A 22,672-nucleotide genomic window follows, 5' to 3' on the forward strand; every position below is an offset into this window, starting at 1 on the left:
AGCGTGCCGATCCGGAGCCCTTCGTACGGTCCGGAGCGGGACGCCCAACCGGCGTGCCCGGCGCGGCAGTCGAAGGGCCAAGGCGTCAAGACGGCGGGGAGACCGATGAGTCGGAGACCGGGGAGTCCGGCGGTGGTGAGCCGGGGCAGGACCGAAGGACGGACCGGACGTTCACGTCATAGCGGTCGTCCGGCAGCCGTTGCTGTCCACTCCGGCCAACACCAACCCCCGATTTTGTACACATAAGGTCCATGACTGGCCCCGGCTCGGGGGCTGTAGCCTACGGGCGTGATCAGCGCGATATCTCGCGGGGGCGGTGCGACCCCCCGTACGGTGCCCATTGCGCGACAGCGCCCAGGGCCGCGGCTGGTCGTCTTCCACGGCACGGGTCGAGCCCGGGGCACCACCCCGCCTTCCGATGCCGTGTCCGAACCAGTTCCCGCCATTTCACGTCACGCAACGGCGCGCGACAGGAGAGCCACAGGACATGCAGACCAAGCTGGATGAAGCAAAGGCCGAGCGGCTGGAGGAGGCCGCGCGGGTAGCCGAAGAGAGCCCGGCCGGGGGTCAGCACCCGGCGCGGGGTCTTGAGAACGGTTCGCTCAGGGCGTTCCTCCAGCGCTACTACCTGCACACCGCGCCGGAGGACCTCACCGACCGCGACCCGGTGGACATCCTCGGTGCGGCGTTCTCGCACTACCGTCTGGCGCAGGAGCGGCCGCAGGGCACCGCCAACGTGCGTGTGCACACCCCGTCGGTGGACGAGAACGGCTGGACCTGCACGCATACCGTGATCGAAGTCGTCACCGACGACATGCCGTTCCTCGTCGACTCGGTCACGAACGAGCTGTCGCGGCGGCGCCGCGGCATCCACGTCGTGATCCACCCTCAGTTGATCGTGCGCCGCGACGTCACGGGGAAGCTGCTGGAGGTGCTGGACGCCGGCCGCGACAAGCTCGGGCACGGCCCGGCGCGTGAGCTGCCCCACGACGCCGTCACCGAGTCGTGGATCCACGTGGAGATCGACCGTGAGACCGACCGGGACGACCTCAAGCAGATCAACGACGATCTGCTGCGCGTCCTTTCCGACGTCCGCGAAGCCGTGGAGGACTGGCGGAAGATGCGCGCCACCGCGATGAGCGTCGCCGAGGAGCTGGAGCGCGAGCCCGTCGCCGCCGAGGTGTCCGCGCAGGAGGTCGAGGAGTCCCGTGAGCTGCTGCGCTGGCTCGCCGACGACCACTTCACCTTCCTCGGCTACCGGGAGTACGAGCTGTCGGAGGAAGTCCCCGACGACGAGAAGGACTTGACGCTCACCCCCGTCCCGGGCACCGGCCTGGGGATCCTGCGTTCCGACCCGCAGCACACAACGGGTGAGGACGGCCACCCCGTCTCGCCGTCCTTCAGCCGGCTGCCCGCCGACGCCCGCGCGAAGGCCCGCGAGCACCATCTGCTGGTGCTGACGAAGGCCAACAGCCGTGCCACGGTGCACCGTTCGTCGTATCTGGACTACGTGGGCGTGAAGAAGTTCGACGCCGAGGGCAATGTCGTCGGCGAGCGCCGCTTCCTCGGCCTGTTCTCCTCCGCCGCCTACACCGAGTCGGTGCGCCGGGTGCCCGTCATCCGCCGCAAGGTCGACGAGGTGCTGACCTCCGCCGGGTTCGCCCCGGACAGCCACGCCGGGCGCGACCTGCTCCAGATCCTGGAGACGTACCCGCGCGACGAGCTGTTCCAGATCCCCGTGGACCAGCTGCGTTCCATCGCCACGTCGGTGCTCTACCTCCAGGAGCGCCGCAAGCTGCGGCTGTATCTGCGCAAGGACGAGTACGGGCGCTACTACTCGGCGCTCGTCTATCTGCCGCGCGACCGCTACACGACGTCGGTCCGCCTCCGCCTCACCGAGATCCTCAGCGAGGAACTGGGCGGCACCAATGTGGACTTCAGCGTCTGGAACACCGAATCGGTCCTCACCAGGCTGCACTTCGTCATCCGCCTCAAGCCCGGTGCGCAGCTGCCGGAGCTGACCGACGCCGAGGCCGACCGCATCGAGGCGCGCCTCGCGGAGGCCGCCCGCTCCTGGGCCGACGGCTATGTGGAGGCGCTGACCGCCGAGTTCGGCGAGGAGCAGGCCGCCGAGCTGGGCCATCTCTACAGTGCGAACGCCTTCCCCGAGGGGTACAAGGCGGACTTCCCGCCGCGTGCCGCCGTCGCCGACCTCCAGCACCTCGACCGGCTCGCCCGCCGCGGGAGCGGCGACCCGGACTTCTCGCTGAGCCTGTACGAGCCGGTCGGAGCGGGCGCGGGCGAGCGCAGGTTCAAGATCTTCCGCATCGGCGAGCCCGTGTCCCTGTCCGCCGTGCTGCCCGCACTTCAGGCGATGGGCGTCGAGGTCGTCGACGAGCGTCCGTACGAGCTGAAGTGCAGCGACAAGAGCAAGGCGTGGATCTACGACTTCGGCCTGCGCATGCCCGTCTCCCACGCGCACGGCCTCGGTGAGGACGCCCGCGAGCGCTTCCAGGACGCCTTCAGCGCCGTGTGGACGGGCCAGGCCGAGAACGACGGCCTCAACTCGCTTGTGCTGTCCGCCGGTCTGACCTGGCGCCAGGCGATGGTGCTGCGTTCATACGCGAAGTACCTGCGGCAGGCCGGGGCCACCTTCAGCCCCACGTACATGGAGGACACCCTCCGGCACAACGTGCACACGACCCGGCTGCTGGTGAACCTCTTCGAGGCGCGCCTCGACCCCAGCCGCTCCCGCGCGGGGCACGAGCTGACGGACGGGCTGCTGGAGGAGCTGGACGGCGCGCTGGACCAGGTCGCGAGCCTCGACGAGGACCGCATCCTGCGTTCCTTCCTCACCGTCATCCGGGCCACGCTGCGCACCAACTACTTCCAGAGCACCGGAGCCGGCAGCAGCAAGGGCGGCGCGAAGGACCCGTCGGCGCGGCCGCACGCCTATCTGTCGGTCAAGCTCGACCCGCAGGCCATTCCCGACCTGCCCGCGCCGCGCCCCGAGTACGAGATCTGGGTGTACTCGCCGCGCGTGGAGGGCGTGCACCTGCGCTTCGGCAAGGTCGCCCGCGGCGGACTGCGCTGGTCGGACCGGCGAGAGGACTTCCGTACGGAGATCCTCGGCCTGGTGAAGGCGCAGGAGGTGAAGAACACCGTCATCGTGCCGGTCGGCGCGAAGGGCGGCTTCGTCTGCAAGCAGCTGCCCGACCCGGCGGCCGACCGCGACGCGTGGCTCGCCGAGGGCGTCGCCTGCTACAAGACCTTCATCTCCGGTCTGCTGGACATCACCGACAATCTCGTCGCCGGCGACGTCGTACACCCCGAGGACGTCGTCCGCCACGACGAGGACGACACCTACCTCGTCGTCGCCGCCGACAAGGGCACAGCCACCTTCTCCGACATCGCCAACGAGGTCGCCGAGGCGTACGGATTCTGGCTCGGCGACGCCTTCGCCTCCGGCGGCAGCGCGGGCTACGACCACAAGGGCATGGGCATCACCGCCCGCGGCGCCTGGGAGTCGGTCAAGCGCCACTTCCGCGAGCTCGGCCACGACACGCAGACGCAGGACTTCACGGCCGTGGGCGTCGGCGACATGTCCGGCGACGTCTTCGGCAACGGCATGCTGCTGTCCGAGCACATCAGGCTGATCGCGGCCTTCGACCACCGGCACATCTTCCTCGACCCCGACCCGGACGCGGCCACGTCGTACGCCGAGCGCCGCCGGCTGTTCGAGCTGCCGCGCTCCTCCTGGGAGGACTACGACACGTCGCTGATCTCGGCGGGTGGCGGCGTCTTCCCCCGTACGGCGAAGTCAGTGCCGGTCACCCCGCAGGTGCGGGCGGCCCTCGGCATCGACTCGCAGGCGGGCAAGGTCACCCCGGCGGAGCTGATGCGCGCCATCCTGGCCGCCCCGGTCGACCTGCTGTGGAACGGCGGCATCGGCACGTACGTCAAGGCGTCGACGGAGACCAACGCCGACGCCGGGGACAAGGCCAACGACGCCATCCGCGTCGACGGCCAGGACCTGCGGGTGAAGGTCGTCGGCGAGGGCGGCAACCTGGGGCTGACGCAGCTCGGCCGCATCGAGTTCGCCCTGAACGGCGGCCATGTCAACACCGACGCCATCGACAACAGCGCGGGCGTGGACACCTCCGACCACGAGGTGAACATCAAGATCCTCCTCAACTCCCTCGTCGCCAACGGCGACATGACCGTCAAGCAGCGCAACACCCTGCTGTCGGAGATGACCGAGGAGGTCTCCGAGCTGGTCCTGCGCAACAACTACGCGCAGAACGTGGCGCTCGCCAACTCCGTCGAGGTCGCCCCCGGCCTCCTCCAGGCGCATCACCGGCACATCCGGCGCCTGGAGAAGGACGGCAAGCTCGACCGGGACCTGGAGTTCCTGCCCGGCGACAAGCAGATCCGCGAGCGCCTGGCGGCCGGACAGGGCCTGACACAGCCGGAGTTGGCGGTGCTGCTCGCCTACACCAAGATCACGGTGTCGGACGATCTGATCCACACGAACCTCCCCGACGACCCCTACCTCCAGCAGCTCGGGCACGCCTACTTCCCGCGGGCGCTGCGCGAGCGGTTCCCGGAGGAGATCATCGGGCACGCGCTGCGTCGCGAGATCGTCACGACGCTGCTGGTCAACGACACCGTCAACTCCGGCGGTTCCAGCCTCGTGCACCGCATGAAGGAGGAGACGGGCGCCTCCACGGAGGAGATCGCCCGGGCGCACACCGCGGCGCGTGCGATCTTCCGGCTCGGTGAGATCTGGGACGAGGCGGAGGCGCTGGACAATGTCGTCTCCGCCGACGTGCTCACCAGCATCAGGCTCCAGTCGCGGCGCCTCGTCGAGCGCGGCACGCGCTGGCTGCTGAACAACCGCCCGCAGCCGCTGCAACTCGCCGAGACCATCGAGCTGTTCAGCGAGCGCGTCGCCACCGTGTGGGACGAGTTGCCGAAGCTGCTCAAGGGCGACGACCGCGCCTGGCACCAGGCGATCCTGGACCGGCTGGACGCAGCGGGCGTGCCGTCCGAACTGGCCCTGCGGGTCGCCGGGTTCTCCGCCGCGTTCTCCGGACTGGACGTGGTCGCCGTCGCGGACCGCACGGGCGTGCAGCTGCTCGACGTCGCCGCCGTCTACCACGACCTGGCGGACCGGCTCGGCATCACCCAGCTCCAGGAGCGCGTCAGCGAACTGCCGCGCGCCGACCGCTGGCAGTCCATGGCGCGGTCGGCGATCCGCGAAGACCTGTACGCGGCGCACCAGTTGATCGCCGCGGACGTGCTGTCGGAGGGCGACGGCACCTCGACTCCCGAGCAGCGGTACGAGAAGTGGGAGGCGAAGAGCAAGACCATCCTCTCCCGTGCCCGTGCCACCCTCGACGAGATCCAGGCGTCGGAGACCTTCGACCTGGCGAACCTCTCGGTCGCGATGCGGACGATGCGGACGCTGCTGCGCAGCAACCGCTGAGCGGTGGCCGCCTGACGGCGGCACGGGTGGGTGCCCCGCCAGGCGGGCCCGCCTGGCGGGCATGGTGGCCGGGGTGCGCGCCCCGCCGGGTGGCGTGCGTGGCCGTACGTGGGGCGATGGATGCGTGCCGCCGCGGTTCCCTGGCGCCGCGTCTCCACTGGCGGGGCGAGGTGGCCGGGGTGCCCGCACCCGCACCGCCGGGTGGCGCCGCCCGCCCGGCTCGTCCGCCGTTGCCGCGGCGCCCGCGCTGTGCGGGGGCGCGTGCGTGGCTGTATGCGGGCGATGGATGCGTGCCGCCGCGGTTCCCTGGCGCCGCGTCTCCACTGGCGGGGCGTGGTGGCCGGGGTGCCCGCATCGCCGGGTTGGCGCCGCCTGCCCGGCTCGCCTGCCGTTGCTGCGGCGTCCGCGCTTCCCGGGGGCGCGTGCGTGGCCGTACGTGGGGCGATGGATGCGTGCTGCCGCGGTTCCCTGGCGCCGCGTCTCCACTGGCGGGGCGTGGTGGCCGGGGTGCCCGCATCGCCGGGTTGGCGCCGCCTGCCCGGCTGGCCCGCCGTTGCTGCGGCGTCCGCGCTGTGCGGGGGCGCGTGCGTGGCTGTATGCGGGCGATGGATGCGTGCTGTCGTCGTTCCGCAGCGTCGCGTCCCGTGCTCGCGGGCGTGGTGGCCGGGGTGCCCGCCCCGCAGTGCGGCGTTGGCCGTTGCCGGGGTGGCCGCCCCGGCAAGGTGGCGGCGCCCGCCCAGCCGGGCAGCTCGCATCGGGCCGGAGCCGGGACACCCGCCTTCCGGCCGCCGCCCACACAGACGCCGGGAGTCGGAGGTCGGCGGGGCCCCGTGGGTCATCCGTACGGGGACCCGCCGCGTAGGGGCGGCTGCCGTACGGAGCGGCACCGCGGGTGCGATGCCGCCGCGGTACGCGTTCGGGGGTATCCAGGGCGCACGCCGCGCAGCGCCGGTCTTCACTGGAGGGGACCGCAAGGGGAGGCCCATGCGCACCGAGCCCGATGCAGCTTCCGCTTCGACACCCGGTTCCGCTTCGACGCCGGCACCCGGGCCCGCGGCCGGGAATGCGCCCGCGGCCGGGAATGCGCCCGCGCCCGCACCGGCCCCGGCGGAGCCCGCACCCGCACCCGCACCCGCACCCCTGCCCGGGCAGACGCCCCGGGGACCGCGAATCACGCGCGACTCCCTCGGCACCGCCGCCGCGCTGGCCCTGCTGGCCGCCGGATATCTCCTTCAGCTGCTGGGCCTCCTGCTGGCGTCGGCGGCCCTCGTCGTCGCCGGTGCCGCCCTCGGCGTCCTCACCGAATCGTGGGTCCTCACCCGCCGCCGCGCACTGGCCCGCAGCCTCGCAGGCGCCCAACTCCACCACCCCGTGAGGCAGTTGCTGCGCGACGCGCTTCTGCTCGGCGGGCTGGCGCGGCTTGACGTGCTACGTCCCCTGAACTACGCGGTCTGGCTGCTGGTCGCCGTGCTCGGCTGCTGGGCGGCGCACTTCATGTGCCAGGCGGTGGCCGCACGCGTACGCAGGTCGCGCCGCCTGCCGGTGGTCACGCGCAACATCGACGTGTCCGCGCTGCGCATCGGCCCCGCGCCGCCCGCGCTCTTCGGCCGCAACGGCGCCGCCAGGCTGCTGGCCTGCTCCGCCCTCGTCGCCGCGGGCGCCGGGGTCTCCGCCGCCACGGGCGACGCGCGGTGGGGCGCCCTGGTGGCCCTCGCCTGCTGGGCGGTGCTGCTGGCCGGCACGCTGCACCTGGCGTGCATGCTGCTGCCCGGCCGCCGCCCGGCGAGTGAGGAGGAGGTGCTGGCCTGGCTCGACGGCTGGCTGGCCGCGTACCGGCCGACGGTCGGGATGTATTTCTCCGGCGGCACGGCCTCCGCGTACCAGGCCGACATGTGGCTGCCGACGCTCGCCCGGCTGGAGGGCCGCCCGCTGATCGTGCTGCGTGAGCGCTTCATGGTGCAGAAGCTCGACGCCACCGACGTGCCCGTCCTCTGCATCCCGAAGGTCGCCCATCTGATGCGGCTGGAGCACTCCGGGCTGCCCGTGCTGCTGCACCCCGCCAACTCCGGCAAGACCTCCCACGTGCTGCGCATCCCCACCATCAAGCACGCCTTCATCAACCACGGCGAGAGCGACAAGCTCTCCTCCTGCAACCCGTACGCGAAGGCCTACGACGAGGTCTGGGTCGCGGGACCGGCGGCCCGCGAGCGCTACCGTCTCGCGGGCATCGGCGTACGCGACGAGGACGTGGTGGAGGTGGGCCGCCCGCAGCTGGAGCCCGTACGCCCGTATGCGGGGCCGCCCGCGCCAGGGCGTCCCGTCACCGTGCTGTACGCGCCGACGTGGGAGGGGTGGACCGACGACCCGGGCAATACGTCGCTGCCGCTGGCCGGTGAACGGATCGTCGCCGCGCTGCTCGCGGACGAACGGGTGCGGCTGCTCTACAAGCCCCACCCGATGACGGGCTCCGTCGACCCCGCGGTCGCCGACGTCGACAGGCGCATCCGCGGGCAGATCGCCGAGGCCGAGGCACGCCGCCGGGCGGCCCGCGCCGCCCGTCCGGGACGCGCGGACACCGGGCCGGGCCACGCGGACGGACCGGCTCACGCGGACGACCCGGCCCACCCCGACGCCGGGGCGGCCGCGGAACTGGAGCGCCGCGAGGCCGAACTCGCCGCGCTCGACGGGCCGTCCGCCCCCCGCGGCAGGGACGAGGCGGAGCGGATGCTGCGGCAGCATCCCGGTGCGTGGCCGTCCGAGGCGACGGTACGTACGACCGTCGAGGCGTGGGAGGAGTGCTACTGGCGCGCGTGCGATCCGTGGGGACATCTGGTGCTCACGGGCCGGCGCCCGGGCATCCACTCCTGCTTCAACCAGGCCGATCTGCTCGTCTCGGACGTCTCCAGCGTCGTCTCGGACTATCTGAGCAGCGAGAAGCCGTACGCGGTGGTCAACACCACCGGCCTGACGGAGGAGGAGTTCCGGGCGGGCTTCCCGACCGTGCGGGCCGCGACCGTACTGGCGCCGGAGGCGGACGGTGTCCCCGACCTGCTGGAGTCGGTGTGCGAGCCGGACGGGGACGTGCTGCGGCCGGCGCGCGCGGAGCTCAAGGCGTATCTGCTGGGGCCGGACGAACCACCGTCGGCGGTCCGCTTCCAGAGGGCGGTGGCGGCGCTGCAAGCGGAGGCGCGGGCGCACGGCGAGCGCCGGGGGAGCGCCGCGATGCGTGAGGCCGCCGGGGCGCCCGTACCGGACGGACCGGAAGCGCCGGACGGTACGAACGGACCGGAAGAGCCGGACCGGCCGGAAGCGCGGGACGCGGAAGCGCCGTCAGGGCCGCCCGGCACCTCCGGCGTCCCGTCCGGTCAGGGGGCCGGCGTGCTCGGCGAGGACGAGGCGGACGGGGCCGACGGCGCGCCCTGACCCGCCGCTTCCGCCGCCGCGCTCTTCGCGGGCGCCGCCGTGGGCGGCTTCTCGTACGGCAGCGGCTGCATCGCCACTACCAGGTCGTTGATCAGCGAGAAGTAGAACCACACCCCGGTCTCGGTCTCCCCGAGCCGTACCCGCGGGACCAGGTCGGTCTTCTTGCGGTCGGCGAGGTCGCCGAGCAGCCGTCCGAAGCGCACGCGCGGCGCGTCCTCGCCACCCGTACGGAGCCACAGGTCCCAGACGCCCTTCAGGTTCCCCGAGTCCAGAGCCGCCGGCAGCTCGTACGGGACCTCGAAGGAGAGCGACGGCACGAATCCCTCGGCGACCTCGAAGGGAAGCTCGAAGTCCGGCTCGGACTTCGAGCGGGCAACCCCGACGACCGCACCGCCGTCCTCGGCCGCGGCCCGGGCGGCACGGCCGTACAGCTCGGCCCGCACGGTGCAGCTCTCCTGCCCCAGCTCGATGGAGGTGACCTCGGCGTGCCCGGTACGGTGCCAGGCGCGCACGGCGAGATAGCCGTCGAGGGTGGTGTACGGAACCCACGGGGTGAGCACGCCGTCGCCGTCGACCGGGGCGGGCATCGACAACAGCCGTGCGGTCTCGACGAGTTCGGACTGGACCCGCTTGCGCTTCTTGTCCGCGGCCCGTTCCACGTAGGTGTCCCAGCGGTCCTCGCTCAGCGTGTGGGCCGCGTGGTCCACCCGCACCTCGACCCAGCCGTCGACGGCCTCGGAACGTGGCGGCAGGGGGATCCGGCGGGGGGCTCCGCTGTCCCGGCGGGAGCGCAGCAGCAGCGCGGACGACGTCTTCGGCAGCCGCTTGGCGAGCAGGCGGATCACCAGCGAACCGTCCAGGGCGACTCGGGTGCGGGCGACCGGGCGGCGCAGCTTCGCGGCGGGCCGGTTCGCGGCGGTGTGCCGCCGCCAGGCACGTACGGCGGGGCGCAGCACGGGACCGGCGACGCGCAGGGCGAAGCGGCGGACGGGGCGGGACCGTGGCGGGGCGGGCGCGGCCGGACTCGGCTTACGGGCGTCCGCCGCGTGCCCGGGAGCGGCCGGGGGAGCGGGCGCGGTCGCCGGTGGGCCCGGGCGCTGGGGCTCGGACGCGGAACCGGCCGCGGCCCCCGTCCCCGCGACCGTTCCCGCCGTTCCCGCCGTTCCCGCCGTCTCCGCCGTTCCCGCCGTTCCCGCCGTCCCCGCTCCTGTCCCGGCGGGCGGTGCGGGGTGAGCCGGTGGTGCCGGTGCGGCCGTGGCCGGACCGGAGGTTCCCGGGGCCGGTGCGGCCCCCGCGACCGCGCCCGCCCCTTCGCTCCCCGCACCGGCCCCCGCCGCGCCTCCCGCGCCTCCCGCGGCCCCCGCTTCCACCGCAGCACCCACGCTTCCCGTTTCCGCCGCGGCACCCGCGGCCCCCGCGCCCGCAGCAGTACCCGTCGCCGCGCCCGCCCGGATCCGTTCCGGCCGGGCGCCCCTGCTCTCGCGCTGCTCCAGCAGCTTCTCGATCAGCTGCTCGTACTCGCCCGCGATGCGCTCCGGCGAGTAGCGGGCTGCCTTCTCCAGCGCGGACTGGCTCATCCGGTACCGCAGTTCGGGGTTCTCGATCAGCTGCGTCAGCGCGTCCGCGTAGGCGCGGACGCTGTCCTTCTCCGTCGGGCCGAGCGGCGAGAGCAGCCCGTCCCGGCCGTTGCTGATGATCTCTCCCGGCCCGTACGGGCAGTCGGTGCTCACGACCGGCACACCGCAGTGCATTGCTTCGACGAGCGTCATCCCGAAGGACTCGGCGTCGGAGGAGACGGCCGCGATCGCGCCCTTCGCCCACTCGGCCTCGATGGGCGCGTGCGGCCCCATCAGGAACGCCCGGTCGTAGAGGCCGAGGCTGTCGATCCTCGCCCGCAGCGCCGCCTGCTGCCGCCCGCGTCCGTACAGCCGGAGCCGCCAGTCCGGGTGCCGCTGGGAGACGATCGCGAAGGCCTTCAGCAGCCGGTCGTAGCGCTTGACCTTGATCAGCCGGCCCGCGGCGACGATCAGTCTGCTCTCGCCGTCGGAGGGTTCGACGTCGACGGCGGGCACGGCGTTGGGAATGCAGGTGATCAGGGCGTCGTGCTCGGCGGTCTCGGTGCCGGTGCCGGCGATGGCGGCGCGGTAGTTGGCGGCGTCGGCGTAGGAGACGGTGACGAAGGCGTCGAGCAGCGGGATGGCCGCGTCCTGGTGGGAACGGACGTGTTCGCTGTGCATGGAGTGCGTGAGGTGCTCCTGGCCGATCCGCAGATAGCGGTCGCTGCCGTACGCCGCCAGATAGTCGTTGATCTTGGGGCGGGTGGCGATGACGACGTCGGCGTCGGTCTCGCGCAGATACTCCTCGACGCGCAGGTCGCCGAGGTGGGTGGCGACGCCGCGTTGCAGATGGTCGGCACCCTCGGTGAAGCGGTGGCTGGCCTCACGGAATCGGGGGTCGTCACCGTCGTGGCCGCGCTCGCTGCGGCGCAGTTCCAGGAGGTGGGTCATCCTGACCCGGGGGTCGAAGGTGAGCGCGGTGTCGCGGACCGTGCGGCGGAGACTGACGACCTCGACCGTGTGGCGATCGGCAAGCGCCCGGGAGAGATTCACCGTGGAGCGGATCGTTCCGCCGATTCCGTAGGCATTGTCCAGCAGAAAAGCGATTCTCATCTGGCCTGTTCCTCACAGGTGCGGCTCGAAGGTGCTGCCCTGAAAAAGGGGCATCCGAAATGCCCCATATCGGCAGTATTCTCCATATGCCATCTGAAAATAGCCAGCACGACCGAACTCGACGTGTTCGAAGGGCGGCTGTACGGAGGGAACTCGGCCCGGGGCCCGCGCCGGTGCGCTCCGCATCCGTCCGTGTGCGTTTCCGTAGCCCGTCACCAACAGCGGCTGAACCATTGGTGGACGCGGGACGTCGGTCGGCGGAAGCCCTGTTCGGGGCGGCTGTACGGGCGTGCATGCGGGGGCGGCGGCCTCATATACAGGGCGTGTGGGCCCTGCGGACCGGGATTCACGACAGGATTCCGCGCGGTCCGGGTGCCCTCGTTCCGCCTTTCGCCGTACGAGGAGAAGCGCTCGTCATGACCTCCCCCTCAACCCCCACCGCATCCACGACCCGGGCCACGGCCGCTGAAGCCGACGGCAACGCAGCGGCAGACGAGGAGTCCCGGGAGACCCCGCTGCCCCGGCCGCGCTCCTTCCGCGAAGTGCGCGGCTGGTTCTACAACACCGACATCGTGCTCTTCGACTGGCTGCTCTCGCGGCAGCGCAGGCTCGAACAGCGCGGAGACCTGCTGGAGATGGGCGCCTATCTCGGCAAGAGCGCCATAATGCTGCGCTCGTACCTGCGCGACGAAGAAACGTTCACCGTGTGCGATCTCTTCGGCTCCGAGGCGCCGACGGAGAGCAACGAACGCGAGATGCGCGGCTCGTACTCGACCCTGACCCGGCGCGGCTTCGAGGCCAACTATCTCTCCTTCCACGACGAGCTGCCGCGGGTGCTGCACGCGCCGACGTCCGTCGTCCCCGGCGAAGTCGCCCCGGACAGCTGCCGGTTCGTGCACATCGACGCGTCGCACCTCTACGAGCACGTACGTCCGGACATCGCGGCGGCACGCGGCACCCTGACCCGGGACGGCATCGTCGTACTGGACGACTACCGCTCGTCGCACACGCCGGGAGTGGCGTGCGCGACATGGCAGGCGGTACTGGAGGACGGACTGCGGCCCGTGTGCGTCAGCGCGCAGAAGTTCTACGGCACTTGGGGCGACCCCTCCGCCGTGCAGCAGGAGCTGTACGCGGCGCTGCGGGAGCGCGGGGACTGCTGGCTCCAGTGGCAGGACGTGGCGGGGCACCGGCTGCTGCTGGTGGGCGCCGACAAGGCTGCGCCGCCGGAGCTGCCGCACTCCCGGCATGCGAAATCCCGGGCCGCGGCCCGGGATTCGGATGGTGACGGCGGGGGGCGGCGCAGCAGGGGCGCGGCGCTGTCCGCGCTGTCCCGCCGTGCCGCACGCGAGGTGCTGCCGCCCGTGATCTCCCGCCACCTGGCCCGGGCGCTGCGGGGCGACCGGGGCCGGTGACGGGAGGGGGCGGCGGCCCCCGCGTGGTCCGCTGTGCTGTTGTCGTGGCGGTATGCCACTGTGCGCCGCGGCGGCGAGGTGCGTTCCGTGCCGAAGTGCCCCTGCACGGCCGCCGCTTCGCTGCTGCTTCTGCTTCGCAGCTCCTTCTGCTTTGCCGCTACTTCACGGCGCCCGCCATCATTCCCGAGACGAACTGGCGCTGGAACGCGAAGAAGACGATCAGCGGGATGATCATCGATACGAAGGCGCCCGGCGCCAGCACGTCGATGTTGTTGCCGAACTGGCGGACCTGCTGTTGCAGCGCCACCGTGATCGGCGGATTGCTGGAGTCCGCGAAGATCAGCGCGACGAGCATGTCGTTCCACACCCACAGGAACTGGAAGATCCCCAGGGACGCGATCGCCGGGCCGCCGAGCGGCATCACCACGCGGGTGAAGAGCCGGATCTCGCCGGCGCCGTCGAGGCGGGCCGCCTCCAGCAGTTCGCGGGGGATCTCCGCGAAGAAGTTGCGCAGGAGGAAGACCGCGAACGGCAGGCCGAAGGCGGTGTGGAAGACGACGACGCCGGCCGTCGTCTCGAACAGCCCGAGCGTGTTGAAGAGCTTCGCGACCGGGATGAGCGCCACCTGCACCGGTACGACGAGCAGGCCCACGACGATCAGGAAGCACCAGTCGCGCCCGGGGAACTCCAGCCACGCGAAGGCGTATCCCGCGAGCGCGCCGATGACCACGACGGTGATGGTCGAGGGGATGGTGATCAGCAGCGTTGTGAACAGCGAGCCCGTCACCAGCTCGTTGGAGAGCAGCGCGCTGTAGTTCTCGCCGGTGAACTGGCCCGCGTCGAGCACCCACGGGAAGCTGGAGTTGAGGTCGAAGACGCTCCACCAGCCGGAGACGCCGATGTCCTCGGGGCTGCGCAGCGACGAGCTGAGCAGGCCCACGGTCGGCATGAGCCACACCAGCGCCACGACGACGAGACCGAGACGTACCGCCCAGTGCCCGGTGAGGCCGATCAGCCGGGTCGCGACCGAGGTCTTCTTCTCCCCGGAAGGCCCCGGCGCCGCCGGGGCGACGGTCGCGGTCGGTTCTGGCTGGGCCGCGCTGACGGTGGTCATCGGCGGGCCTCCCTTCGCAGGCGACGGATGTTGACGACCATCACCGGCAGGACGAGCAGCAGCAGGATGACGGCGATGGCGCTGCCGATGCCCTGGTTCGAACCGGCGCCGAAGGACGACAGATACAGCTGGAGGGCGAGCACGTTGGCTTCGCTCTGGCTCGCGCTGGGCGCGATGATGTAGACGAGGTCGAAGATCTTCAGCACGTTGATCATCAACGTGACGACCACGACTCCGAGGACGGGAGCCAGCACCGGCACCGTGATCTTGCGGAAGACCTGCCACTCGTTGGCGCCGTCGACTCTCGCCGCCTCCAGCAACTCCCGCGGCACGCCCGCGAGTCCGGCAGCGATCAGCACCATGGCGAAGCCGGCCCACATCCATACGTACGAGCCGATGATGGAGGGCGTCACCAGGGTCGAGCCGAGCCAGTCGATGCCGTTGTAGGGCGCGGCGAAGTTCGAGGCGGGCAGGCGCAGTTTCGCGCCGTCGGCCTTGGACGGCAGTGAGAACGTGCCGTCCTTGGCGGTCTCGGCCTTGCCGACGACCTTGCCGCCCTTGACCGCCTCGACCTTGATGCCGGCGAGCGCCTTCTCCTTCTTGTCGACGACGTCGGGCTTGCCCGCGCCGCCGGGGGCGAAGTCGAGCCACACCGTGCCGGTGACCTCGCCGGCCTTGCCGGGCTTCGCGGTCTTGGCGGGAGCGGCACCGGCGGCTTCCTTCGGCGGTACGCCGACGAGTGCGAGGTTGGCCGGACCGGACGCGGAGACCGCCGACTTGGTGGTGTAGTCGCCCTTGCCGGACTTGGCCAGGTCGGAGTTGGGCCGCGGGCGGGCACCGGGCCAGGCGGAGGACTCGGTGAAGCTGTCGTGCACGCCCACCCAGACGGCGTTGGCGACGCCCTGCTGGGGGTCCTGCTCGTAGACGAGGCGGAAGATGATGCCCGCGGCGAGCATGGAGATCGCCATCGGCATGAAGATGATGAGCTTGAACGCCGTGCCCCAGCGCACCCGTTCGGTCAGCACGGCGAAGATCAGACCCAGCGCCGTGCACACCGACGGGACGACGATGACCCAGATGATGTTGTTCTTGAACGCCGTCAGGATGTCGTCGTCCGTGAAGACTTCGACGTAGTTCCCGAATCCGATGAAGCTCGTTCCCGAGGCGTCGAAGGTGCTGCGGAAGACGGAGTACAGGATCGGGTAGATGACGAGGGCGCTCAGCAGCAGCAGCGCGGGCAGCAGGAACGCGAAGGCGATCCAGGGGCGCGAACGCATCACGGAGACGGAGGCGTTCACGGCCTTGGGCGCCGACGGGGCCGAGGCCGCGGCGGCGGACGCACCGTCAGGCGGCGTCGGCGGTGGCGCGGTAGGGGTGGGCATGACAGTCGTGTCCCTTGTCCGGGCGGAGTGAGGTGATCGAAGTCGCGATCCGGGTGGGCCCGTTGAAGCGGCGTCGCGAGTGCCGGGCCCGTCCCCTTTCAGGACGGGCCCGGCACCGGCGCTTCGGCCGCCGGCCCGCAGAGCGTGCTGTGAACCGGCGCGGGGTTCAGTCCTTGTACGCCTTGGTGGCCGCGGCCTCCAGGGCGCTCTGGGTGCCTGCCACGTCCTTCGGGTTCTTCAGGAAGTCCTGGAGGGCCTTCCATTCGCCCTTGCCCTTGGTGCCGCCGAACGCGGCGGGCGCCTGGTCGGACATGTCGAAGCGGAAGTCGTCGCCCGCGGAGACCAGGGCCTTGCCGATCTCGCGCTGCACGTCGTTCGGGTACGCCTTGCCGTCGAGGTTCTTGTTCGGCGAGACGAAACCGCCCTGCTGGGCCCAGACCGCGGCCGCCTCCGGGGAGGCGAGGAACGTCAGCAGGGCGTGCGCGGCCTTGCTGTCCTTGAGCGCCACGGCCGCGTCGCCGCCGGTGACCACCGGGGCCTTGCCGTCGACGGTCGGGAACGGGTAGACCTTCGCGTCCTTGCCGATCTTCGCCTTGGTGTCGTTCGCGACGTTGATGCCGACGAAGTCGCCCTCGAAGACGCTCGCGGCGCTCGGGGTGTCGGTGGAGTCGAAGGCCTGCGTCACGGACTTGGGGAAGTCGGTCTGGAGCGCGCCCTTGTTGCCGCCGGCGAGCAGCTCCTTCTTGCCGAACAGCTCGGCGAGAGTGGTCAGCGCCTTCTTCACCGAAGGATCGGTCCACTTGATCTCGTGCTTGGCGAGCTTGTCGTACTTGTCCGGGCCCGCCTGCGAGAGGTAGATGTTCTCGAACCAGTCGGTGAGGACCCAGCCGTCGGCGCCGCCGACGGAGACCGGCTCGACACCGGAGTCGGCGATCGTCTGGGCGTTCTTGACGAAGTCCTTCCAGGTCTTCGCCTCGCTCACTCCCGCGTTCTTGTAAGCGCCGGAGTTGTACCAGATCAGCGACTTGCTGGCGGCCTTGAAGTAGACGCCGTACTGCTTGCCCTTGTTGGCGCCCAGGTCCTGCCAGCCCTTGGAGAAGTTCTTGCTGAGCTGGTCCTTGGTGGCCTGGTCGAGCGGCTTGAGCCAGCCCTTCTCGGCGAACTGGTTGAGCACGCCGACCTGCGGCAGCATCGCGACGTCCGGCGGCGAGCCGCCCTCGATCTTCGACCCGAGGTACGTCGCCACATTGTCGCCCGTGGGCGTGACCTCGACCTGCGCGCCCGTGCGCTTCTCGAAGGCATCGGTGACCTTCTGGAAGTTCTTGCCCTCATCGCCGGTCCACACGGCGGCGACCTGAAGCTTCTCGCCCTTGAGCTTGGGCAGCTTCACGGTGGACTTGTCCGCCTGGGACGAGCCGCCTGCCTCCCCCTTGTCGTCGCTTCCGCCGCCGCTACAGGCGGCTGTCAGCGAAAGGGCCGCGACAGCGCACAGCGCCACCGCTCCACGTGCAGCAGCCCTGGTGGTACCGGTCTTGCTGAAGATGCTGGTGTGGCTCGTGGTGCCCGAAGCACCAGTCGCACCGACCGAATTACGCATAGCTCCCGCCGTCCCAATCGGAGGCGCGGCCCCGGATCCCGGCCGCCGCGCCGCTTGGTCACAAGGCAGAGGGCTTCTGGTCCACGCCCTCAGTCCCGTGCGCAAAGTCCTACGCCTGAACGCGGAGAGGCCGCAATACGTTGTCAGCTTTCAAGAACCTCATCTTGACCACTCCGTGATCTGTTCGCAGCGGGCATGCCCGATTCCTGTCGGTCCAGCCCAAGCGACTGCGCGGCGCGCGTCACCGCGCTCGCGAGCAGAGCGAGGTCCGTCGGGCCGTTGCCGAGCTCCCTCACGGGGCGGCGGGCCGGCGGGTCGCCGGCGCGCGTCCAGTCCAGCGGAACGACCGTCGGGCGCTGAGTCGCGGTGCGCGGGATGCGGCCCGTGATCCGGCCCGCCTGGAAGGCCGTGACCCTGCCGTCCGCCTCGAACAGCGTGCCGCGGCCGGGGACCGGGCCCTCCGCGCCGGAGCCGTCGGCGGCGCCGTGCCGGGAGAGTTCGGCGCGCAGCGCTGCGGCCTGGGCGACGGCGGTGCCCGCCGTGCGGTCCGGGCGCCCGCTCGCCGCCACGATGTGCATGCCGAGGCGCGCACCCTCCCGCGCGACGCCCTCCAGGGCGCGCATCACCGAACCCGCCGCGGGGCGGCCCGGATTGCCGAGGGAAGGGTCGGCGAGTGTGTCGAAGTCGTCGACAAGGATGACGATTCTGGGGAGAGCCGCGGCCTGTGCGTCCAAGTGTTGAACGGTCGCTGCGGTCGCGCTGCTGGTCGCGGCCCCGTCCGGGGCGTCCGTGCCGGCGTCCTGCGTACCGCCCGTGGAGATGCCGGCGGCGGGCTCCGAGGCGGACCCCGAGGCGGATCCCGCGGCGGGCCCCGAGGCCGGGTCCGGCTGGGTGCGGAGGCGGAGGGTGACGGGTGCCTCGGCTTGGCGGGACTCGGCCCGCGATTCCGCGCGGGCGTCGGCACGCGCTTCGGCACGGGTGTCCGTACGGGACTCCGCGCGGGTGTCCGTACGGGCCTCGCCCAACGCGTCCGTGCCGGCGCCGAGGGCCGGCTCCGCACGGCGGGGCTGCTGCTGGGCGGACGGCCGCTGTCCGGTGCGGGCGAGCAGACGCGTCAGTCCCTCGAACGTGCCGTCCGCGCCGAACAGTTCGGCACGGCGCTTGAGCTCCCCGCTCAGCGACTGGGCGAACTCCCGCATGCGGCCCGGGTCGCTGGCGGCGAGATGGTGCCGGGCGTGCGGCAGTTCGAGGCAGGTGTCCAGGCCGTCGCCCGTGGCACCGTCGCCGTCGACCAGCACGAGCTGGAGCCGGTCGGGCGGGCTGCCCACGGACAGGGAGGCGGCGAGCGAGCGCAGCAGCTCCGTCTTGCCGGAGTCCGGGGGGCCCGTGATGAGCGCGTGCCCACGGGCGAGGCCCAACTCGGCTTCCAGCGGGCCGCGTGGCCCGGCGCCGAAGACCAGGGCGGCCCGGGCCTCCGCGGGGCGTGCCGCAGCGGACGCGGCTCCAGACGGGACGGACGCTCCGGACGCCCCGGACGGGCCGGACGGTCCGATTGGCCCGGATCCCGCACGGGCCGGATCCGCCGCCTTTCCGCCCGGCTCGGCCCAACGGGCGAGCAGCGCGGCGGGAGTTGCGCGGGCCAGGCCGAGCTCGTCGAGCAGGCGGGTGCTGCGCGGCAGCGTGACCACGGAGCGCGCCGTGCCCGTACGTGCCCGGGCGCCCTCGGACTCGCGTAGCGGTGCCATGGCCCGCGCGAACCGCTCCGCCCAGGCCGCGGAGACCGCGTCGAGCGTGCAGACCGTGCCCGAAGTGCCGGGCGCCGCGGGCGTGTTGGCCGCGCCGGGGGTGCCGGACGCCCCGGGGGCGGCGGCAACGGCACCGGTGCCTGTGCCGCCGGGTGCTGGGGCGTCCCGCCGCACCACCCGTACCGCTGTGGCGACCGCGCCGCTGAGCAGCGCGAGCGCGCCGCACTCGCGGAAGGCGGCCGACGTCTCGTACGCGGCCCGAACCGTCTCCGAGACGGGGGAGGACGGCGTCGCCGCGGGTGTCTCCGCGAGAGCGAGCAGATGGATGCCGGCCGCCGGCCCCTCCGCCGCCAGCCGCGCGACGGCGTCGCGCAGCGCGGCCGAGCCGGGATCGCCGTCGACGACGAGCAGCGTGTACGGACCGGGGGCCGGGCCGGGACCGGGATACGGCACGGGAGCCGCCCCCGCGGCGTGCGGGGCGCCCGCCGGGCCGTCGGGATGTCCCGTGTGCTGGCGCAACTCCTCCAGCCTGTGGGTGAGTTCGGCGACTCGCGCGGCCGCCTGGTCGCGGTCGTACGCCGTCAGCAGCCGGCAGTCCTGGCCGTGCACCGGACGGAGGTGGGGCAGCCACCCCAGCCACGACCAGTCGCGGACGCGGTCCTCGGCGTCGTACGTACGGTCCGCCGAGATCAGCACCATCTCCAGGCTGCTCGGCCCGTGCAGAGCGGCGAGCTGCGCCAGCAGTGAGCGCGCCAGGCCCATGAGCCGTGGACGCGGCCCCGCCAGCCCCAGCGCGCCCGCCTCCCGCAGATCGACGGTGACCGGAGCGCCGGGACGGCCGTGGACCCGGTGCGCCGTGCCGATCCGCACGGTCAGGGCCTCCGGGTGGGCGGGCTCGCGCTCCCAGAGCCGGGGGCCGGGGCCGAGCGCGGTGAGCAGGATCGTGGCCGGGTCGGGCCGGCGTGCGTCCTCGGCCGCGGTACGTGCGGATGCGTCCGCGCCGTCCGGAGCGGGACCACGGGAGCCGGGGACCCCGGGGCCGGACGCATGCGGCGTGGCCGAACCGGGCGCCGCGCCGGTCCGCGCACCGGCGCCACCGGGACCCGTGTGCGGCCCCGTGGCGCCCTCGTCCTGCTGGCTGCCCGCGAAGCGCCGCGCCCACGCGCCCAGTCCCCGCGCACGGGGCCGCTCGGACTCACGCCCGGCAGGCGCGCCCGGCCCACCGGACCCGCCGGGAGCCGGGCCCCCTGCGGACGCTTCGTCGCCCGGCCCGTGCCCGGTCTCCGCGGGCGGCGTGAACTGCTGTGTGTAACGGGAGTGTTGGGCGATTCCCGAGCCGTGCGTGGTGCCGCCGTCCGGGAAGGGGCCCGGTGCGTAGCCGTGCGAACGGTCCACGGAACCGGCCCCGCCGCCCGCGCCCGCCCCCTCTCCCCGTACGTCTCCCCGTGCGTTTCCGCGTACCTCTCCCCGTACGCCGAAGGCATCCGCCCCGCCCGCCTGCGGCCGTCCCTGCGCGCGCTCCCGCTCCCCGGCCTCCGGACCGCCAGGACCGCCAGGACCGGCCGGACCGGACGGTCCGCCGCCGGGCGCGGCCGCGAGCCGCAGCTGCCCGTGGCCGTCCGGCTCGGTCGGCAGGGACGCGGGCAGCGGACGGGGCCCGGAAGCCTGCGACGGCAGCTCGCCGGCGCCCGCGCCGGGCTCCGCCGGAGCGTCCTGGGCGGCCGTCTCGATCCGCAGTGCCGACTCCCCGACTCGCAGCGTCGACCCGGGACGGAACAGCACGGGCTGCGCTCCGACGGGCGCCCCGTCGAGCGACGTGCCGTTCGTGGAGCCGAGATCGGCGACCGTGACGGCGCCGCCGTCGGAGACCGTCACCGCGCAGTGCAGCCGGGAGACGTCCGGGTCGTCGAGCGGCACGTCAGCCTCGGCGGAGCGGCCGAGCCGGACCTTGCCGCCCTGCAAGAGGTGTATGCCGCCGGCGTCCGGGCCCGAGACGACGTGCAGCCGCGCCTTCGCCGAACCGTAGGCCGCGAGGGCCGGGGCCGCCGACGGGAGCGCCGGGCCGTGCAGCGAGACGACCGCGCCGTCCAGCAGCGGGGGCTCGCCCAGCAGTTGACGGTGCGGATCGAGCCGCTCCGTACCGGCGTACACCGCCGCCGTGGAGTCCGCGGTGGAGTCGCCGCCCTGGCCGTGGCCGCCCGCACCCGCGCCGGAGCCCGCGCCGGACGCGCCGCTCACCGCCGCCGCGGCCGAGGAGACCAGCCCGCCGGTCACCGCCGAAAGCGGCGTGCCGGCCGGGGCCGTGACCAGTACGTCGCACGCCGATCCCACGCTCGGCGCACCCGCCGCGCCACCCGCGCCCTGGCCGCTTCCGCGCGGCCCGAGGGTGACAGTCAGCCGGATCTGCATCGGCCCTCCCGGTCCCGACCACCGGTGCGCCCGCCGCGTACGAGACGAGGTGGTCGACCTCGCAGCGTCCGCGCCCGGCGCACACACGTCCCACATGGCACAGCACCACGCACGGGCCGCCGCGGACGCCGGTGCGGCTCCGCCGGTGCACGCGCTCGCGCACAGTGCTGTCGATGCCGCGAGCATCTTCGCACTCGCCGCCGACATCGCGTCCCGCTCGCGGCGGTCAATGATCTTGATTTTGCGCCACGGTGCGCAAGAGGGCGTGCCCGGACAGGGCCGCGGATACGATGCGCGCCCTCGCGTGGCGCGGCGGCGGCACGGCGGGCGGGCGTCGCAACCGTCGGCGGACCGCGACGCGTCTTTGCCGGAAGTCGCCCATCCGTTCGCATGCGGCGTCGACCGTTCGGGAGACGGCACTATTGTGGGCGGGATTGCAGTACGACTTCAGGGAGCGCATTGACGTGCGGCCGGTAGGCAGCAAGTACCTGCTCGAGGAACCGCTGGGCCGCGGAGCCACGGGCACGGTGTGGCGGGCGAGGCAGAACCAGACGGCGGGCGCGGAGGCGGCGGTGCCCGGCCAGCCCGGCGAGACGGTGGCGATCAAGGTCCTCAAGGAGGAGCTGGCCAACGACCCCGACGTGGTCATGCGCTTCCTGCGGGAGCGCTCCGTCCTGCTCCGCCTCACGCATCACAACATCGTCCGCACGCGGGACCTCGTCGTGGAGGGCGATCTCCTCGCCCTAGTGATGGACCTGGTCCAGGGCCCGGACCTCCAGCGCTACCTCCGGGAGTACGGCCCGTTCTCGCCGGTGGCCGCAGCGCTGGTGACGGCGCAGGTCGCGGACGCCCTCGCCGCGAGCCACGCCGACGGCATCGTGCACCGCGACCTCAAGCCGGCCAACGTGCTGCTCGCCGAAGGCCCCGAGGGCATGCGCCCGATGCTCACCGACTTCGGCATCGCCCGGCTCGCCGATTCGCCGGGGCTGACCCGTACCCAGGAGTTCGTCGGCACGCCCGCCTATGTGGCGCCCGAGTCCGCCGAGGGCCGCCCGCAGACGTCCGCCGTCGACATCTACGGCGCGGGCATCCTGCTGTACGAACTGTCCACCGGGCAGCCGCCGTTCGCGGGCGGCTCCGCCCTGGAGATGATCCACCGCCACCTCGGTGAGGAGCCCGCGCGTCCGCCGGGCATGCCCGACCCGCTGTGGACCGTGACGGAGCGGTGTCTGCGCAAGCGTCCCGAGGAGCGGCCGAGCGCGGTGAACCTCGCGAACGCGCTGCGTACCGTCGCGGCCGGCATCGGCGCGCAGGCCACGCCCGAGCAGGCGGCCGCGGCGATGGGCGTCGCCGGGCTCCTCGCGCCGGACCCGGCGCCCGCGTCGGTGCCGGACAGCAGCGGCCAGGGCCACGGCGGCGGCGCGGTGGCG

Annotated in this window: 9 protein-coding genes; 4 read left to right on the top strand and 5 right to left on the bottom strand. The window is 72.7% G+C overall.

Translation table 11 applies throughout. From position 1 onward, the window contains the following. Nucleotides 1-487: 487 nt before the first annotated feature. The gene (locus HCC61_RS29555) at nucleotides 488-5,488 is read left to right on the top strand and encodes an NAD-glutamate dehydrogenase (protein ID WP_169140853.1); all 5,001 of its coding nucleotides are present in this window, start codon (nucleotides 488-490) and stop codon (nucleotides 5,486-5,488) included. A gap of 984 nt (nucleotides 5,489-6,472) precedes the next feature. Beyond that, nucleotides 6,473-8,911 (top strand): hypothetical protein, encoded by a 2,439-nt coding sequence (locus HCC61_RS30335; protein WP_206323178.1) that lies wholly within the window; start codon nucleotides 6,473-6,475, stop codon nucleotides 8,909-8,911. On the opposite strand, the gene HCC61_RS29565 is transcribed toward HCC61_RS30335, so the two are convergent. Beyond that, nucleotides 8,854-11,580, bottom strand: a complete 2,727-nt coding sequence (locus HCC61_RS29565) for a glycosyltransferase family 4 protein (protein WP_169140855.1) — start codon at nucleotides 11,578-11,580, stop codon at nucleotides 8,854-8,856. The genes HCC61_RS30335 and HCC61_RS29565 overlap by 58 nt on opposite strands. Before the next feature lie 416 nt (nucleotides 11,581-11,996). Here HCC61_RS29565 and HCC61_RS29570 point away from each other — a divergent pair, with 416 nt between their 5' ends. Continuing rightward, nucleotides 11,997-12,995 (top strand): class I SAM-dependent methyltransferase, encoded by a 999-nt coding sequence (locus tag HCC61_RS29570; protein WP_169140857.1) that lies wholly within the window; start codon nucleotides 11,997-11,999, stop codon nucleotides 12,993-12,995. A 157-nt stretch (nucleotides 12,996-13,152) separates the two neighbouring features. Here the strand turns inward: HCC61_RS29570 and HCC61_RS29575 are convergent, their stop codons facing one another. The 4 genes from HCC61_RS29575 to HCC61_RS29590 all read right to left on the bottom strand — a co-directional run bounded on the left by HCC61_RS29575 (nucleotide 13,153) and on the right by HCC61_RS29590 (nucleotide 21,242). Beyond that, nucleotides 13,153-14,109 (bottom strand): carbohydrate ABC transporter permease, encoded by a 957-nt coding sequence (locus tag HCC61_RS29575; protein ID WP_169140859.1) that lies wholly within the window; start codon nucleotides 14,107-14,109, stop codon nucleotides 13,153-13,155. Next, nucleotides 14,106-15,386 carry a sugar ABC transporter permease gene (locus HCC61_RS29580; protein WP_169140869.1) on the bottom strand — a complete coding sequence of 427 codons (1,281 nt, stop codon included), beginning with the start codon at nucleotides 15,384-15,386 and terminating at the stop codon, nucleotides 14,106-14,108. The genes HCC61_RS29575 and HCC61_RS29580 overlap by 4 nt, the downstream gene beginning before the upstream one ends. A gap of 271 nt (nucleotides 15,387-15,657) precedes the next feature. Then, nucleotides 15,658-17,088, bottom strand: a complete 1,431-nt coding sequence (locus HCC61_RS29585) for an ABC transporter substrate-binding protein (RefSeq protein ID WP_169140861.1) — start codon at nucleotides 17,086-17,088, stop codon at nucleotides 15,658-15,660. Between the two features lie 143 nt (nucleotides 17,089-17,231). Continuing rightward, the gene (locus tag HCC61_RS29590; protein WP_169140863.1) at nucleotides 17,232-21,242 is read right to left on the bottom strand and encodes an FtsK/SpoIIIE domain-containing protein; all 4,011 of its coding nucleotides are present in this window, start codon (nucleotides 21,240-21,242) and stop codon (nucleotides 17,232-17,234) included. Nucleotides 21,243-21,706: 464 nt separating this feature from the next. On the opposite strand from HCC61_RS29590, the gene HCC61_RS29595 reads away from it, so the two are divergent. Further along, nucleotides 21,707-22,672: serine/threonine-protein kinase (locus HCC61_RS29595; RefSeq protein ID WP_169140865.1), on the top strand; the 966-nt coding region annotated here is incomplete at its 3' end.

Origin of the sequence: Streptomyces sp. HNM0575 (assembly GCF_012726265.1) — a bacterium.
In the GTDB taxonomy this organism is placed as follows: domain Bacteria; phylum Actinomycetota; class Actinomycetes; order Streptomycetales; family Streptomycetaceae; genus Streptomyces.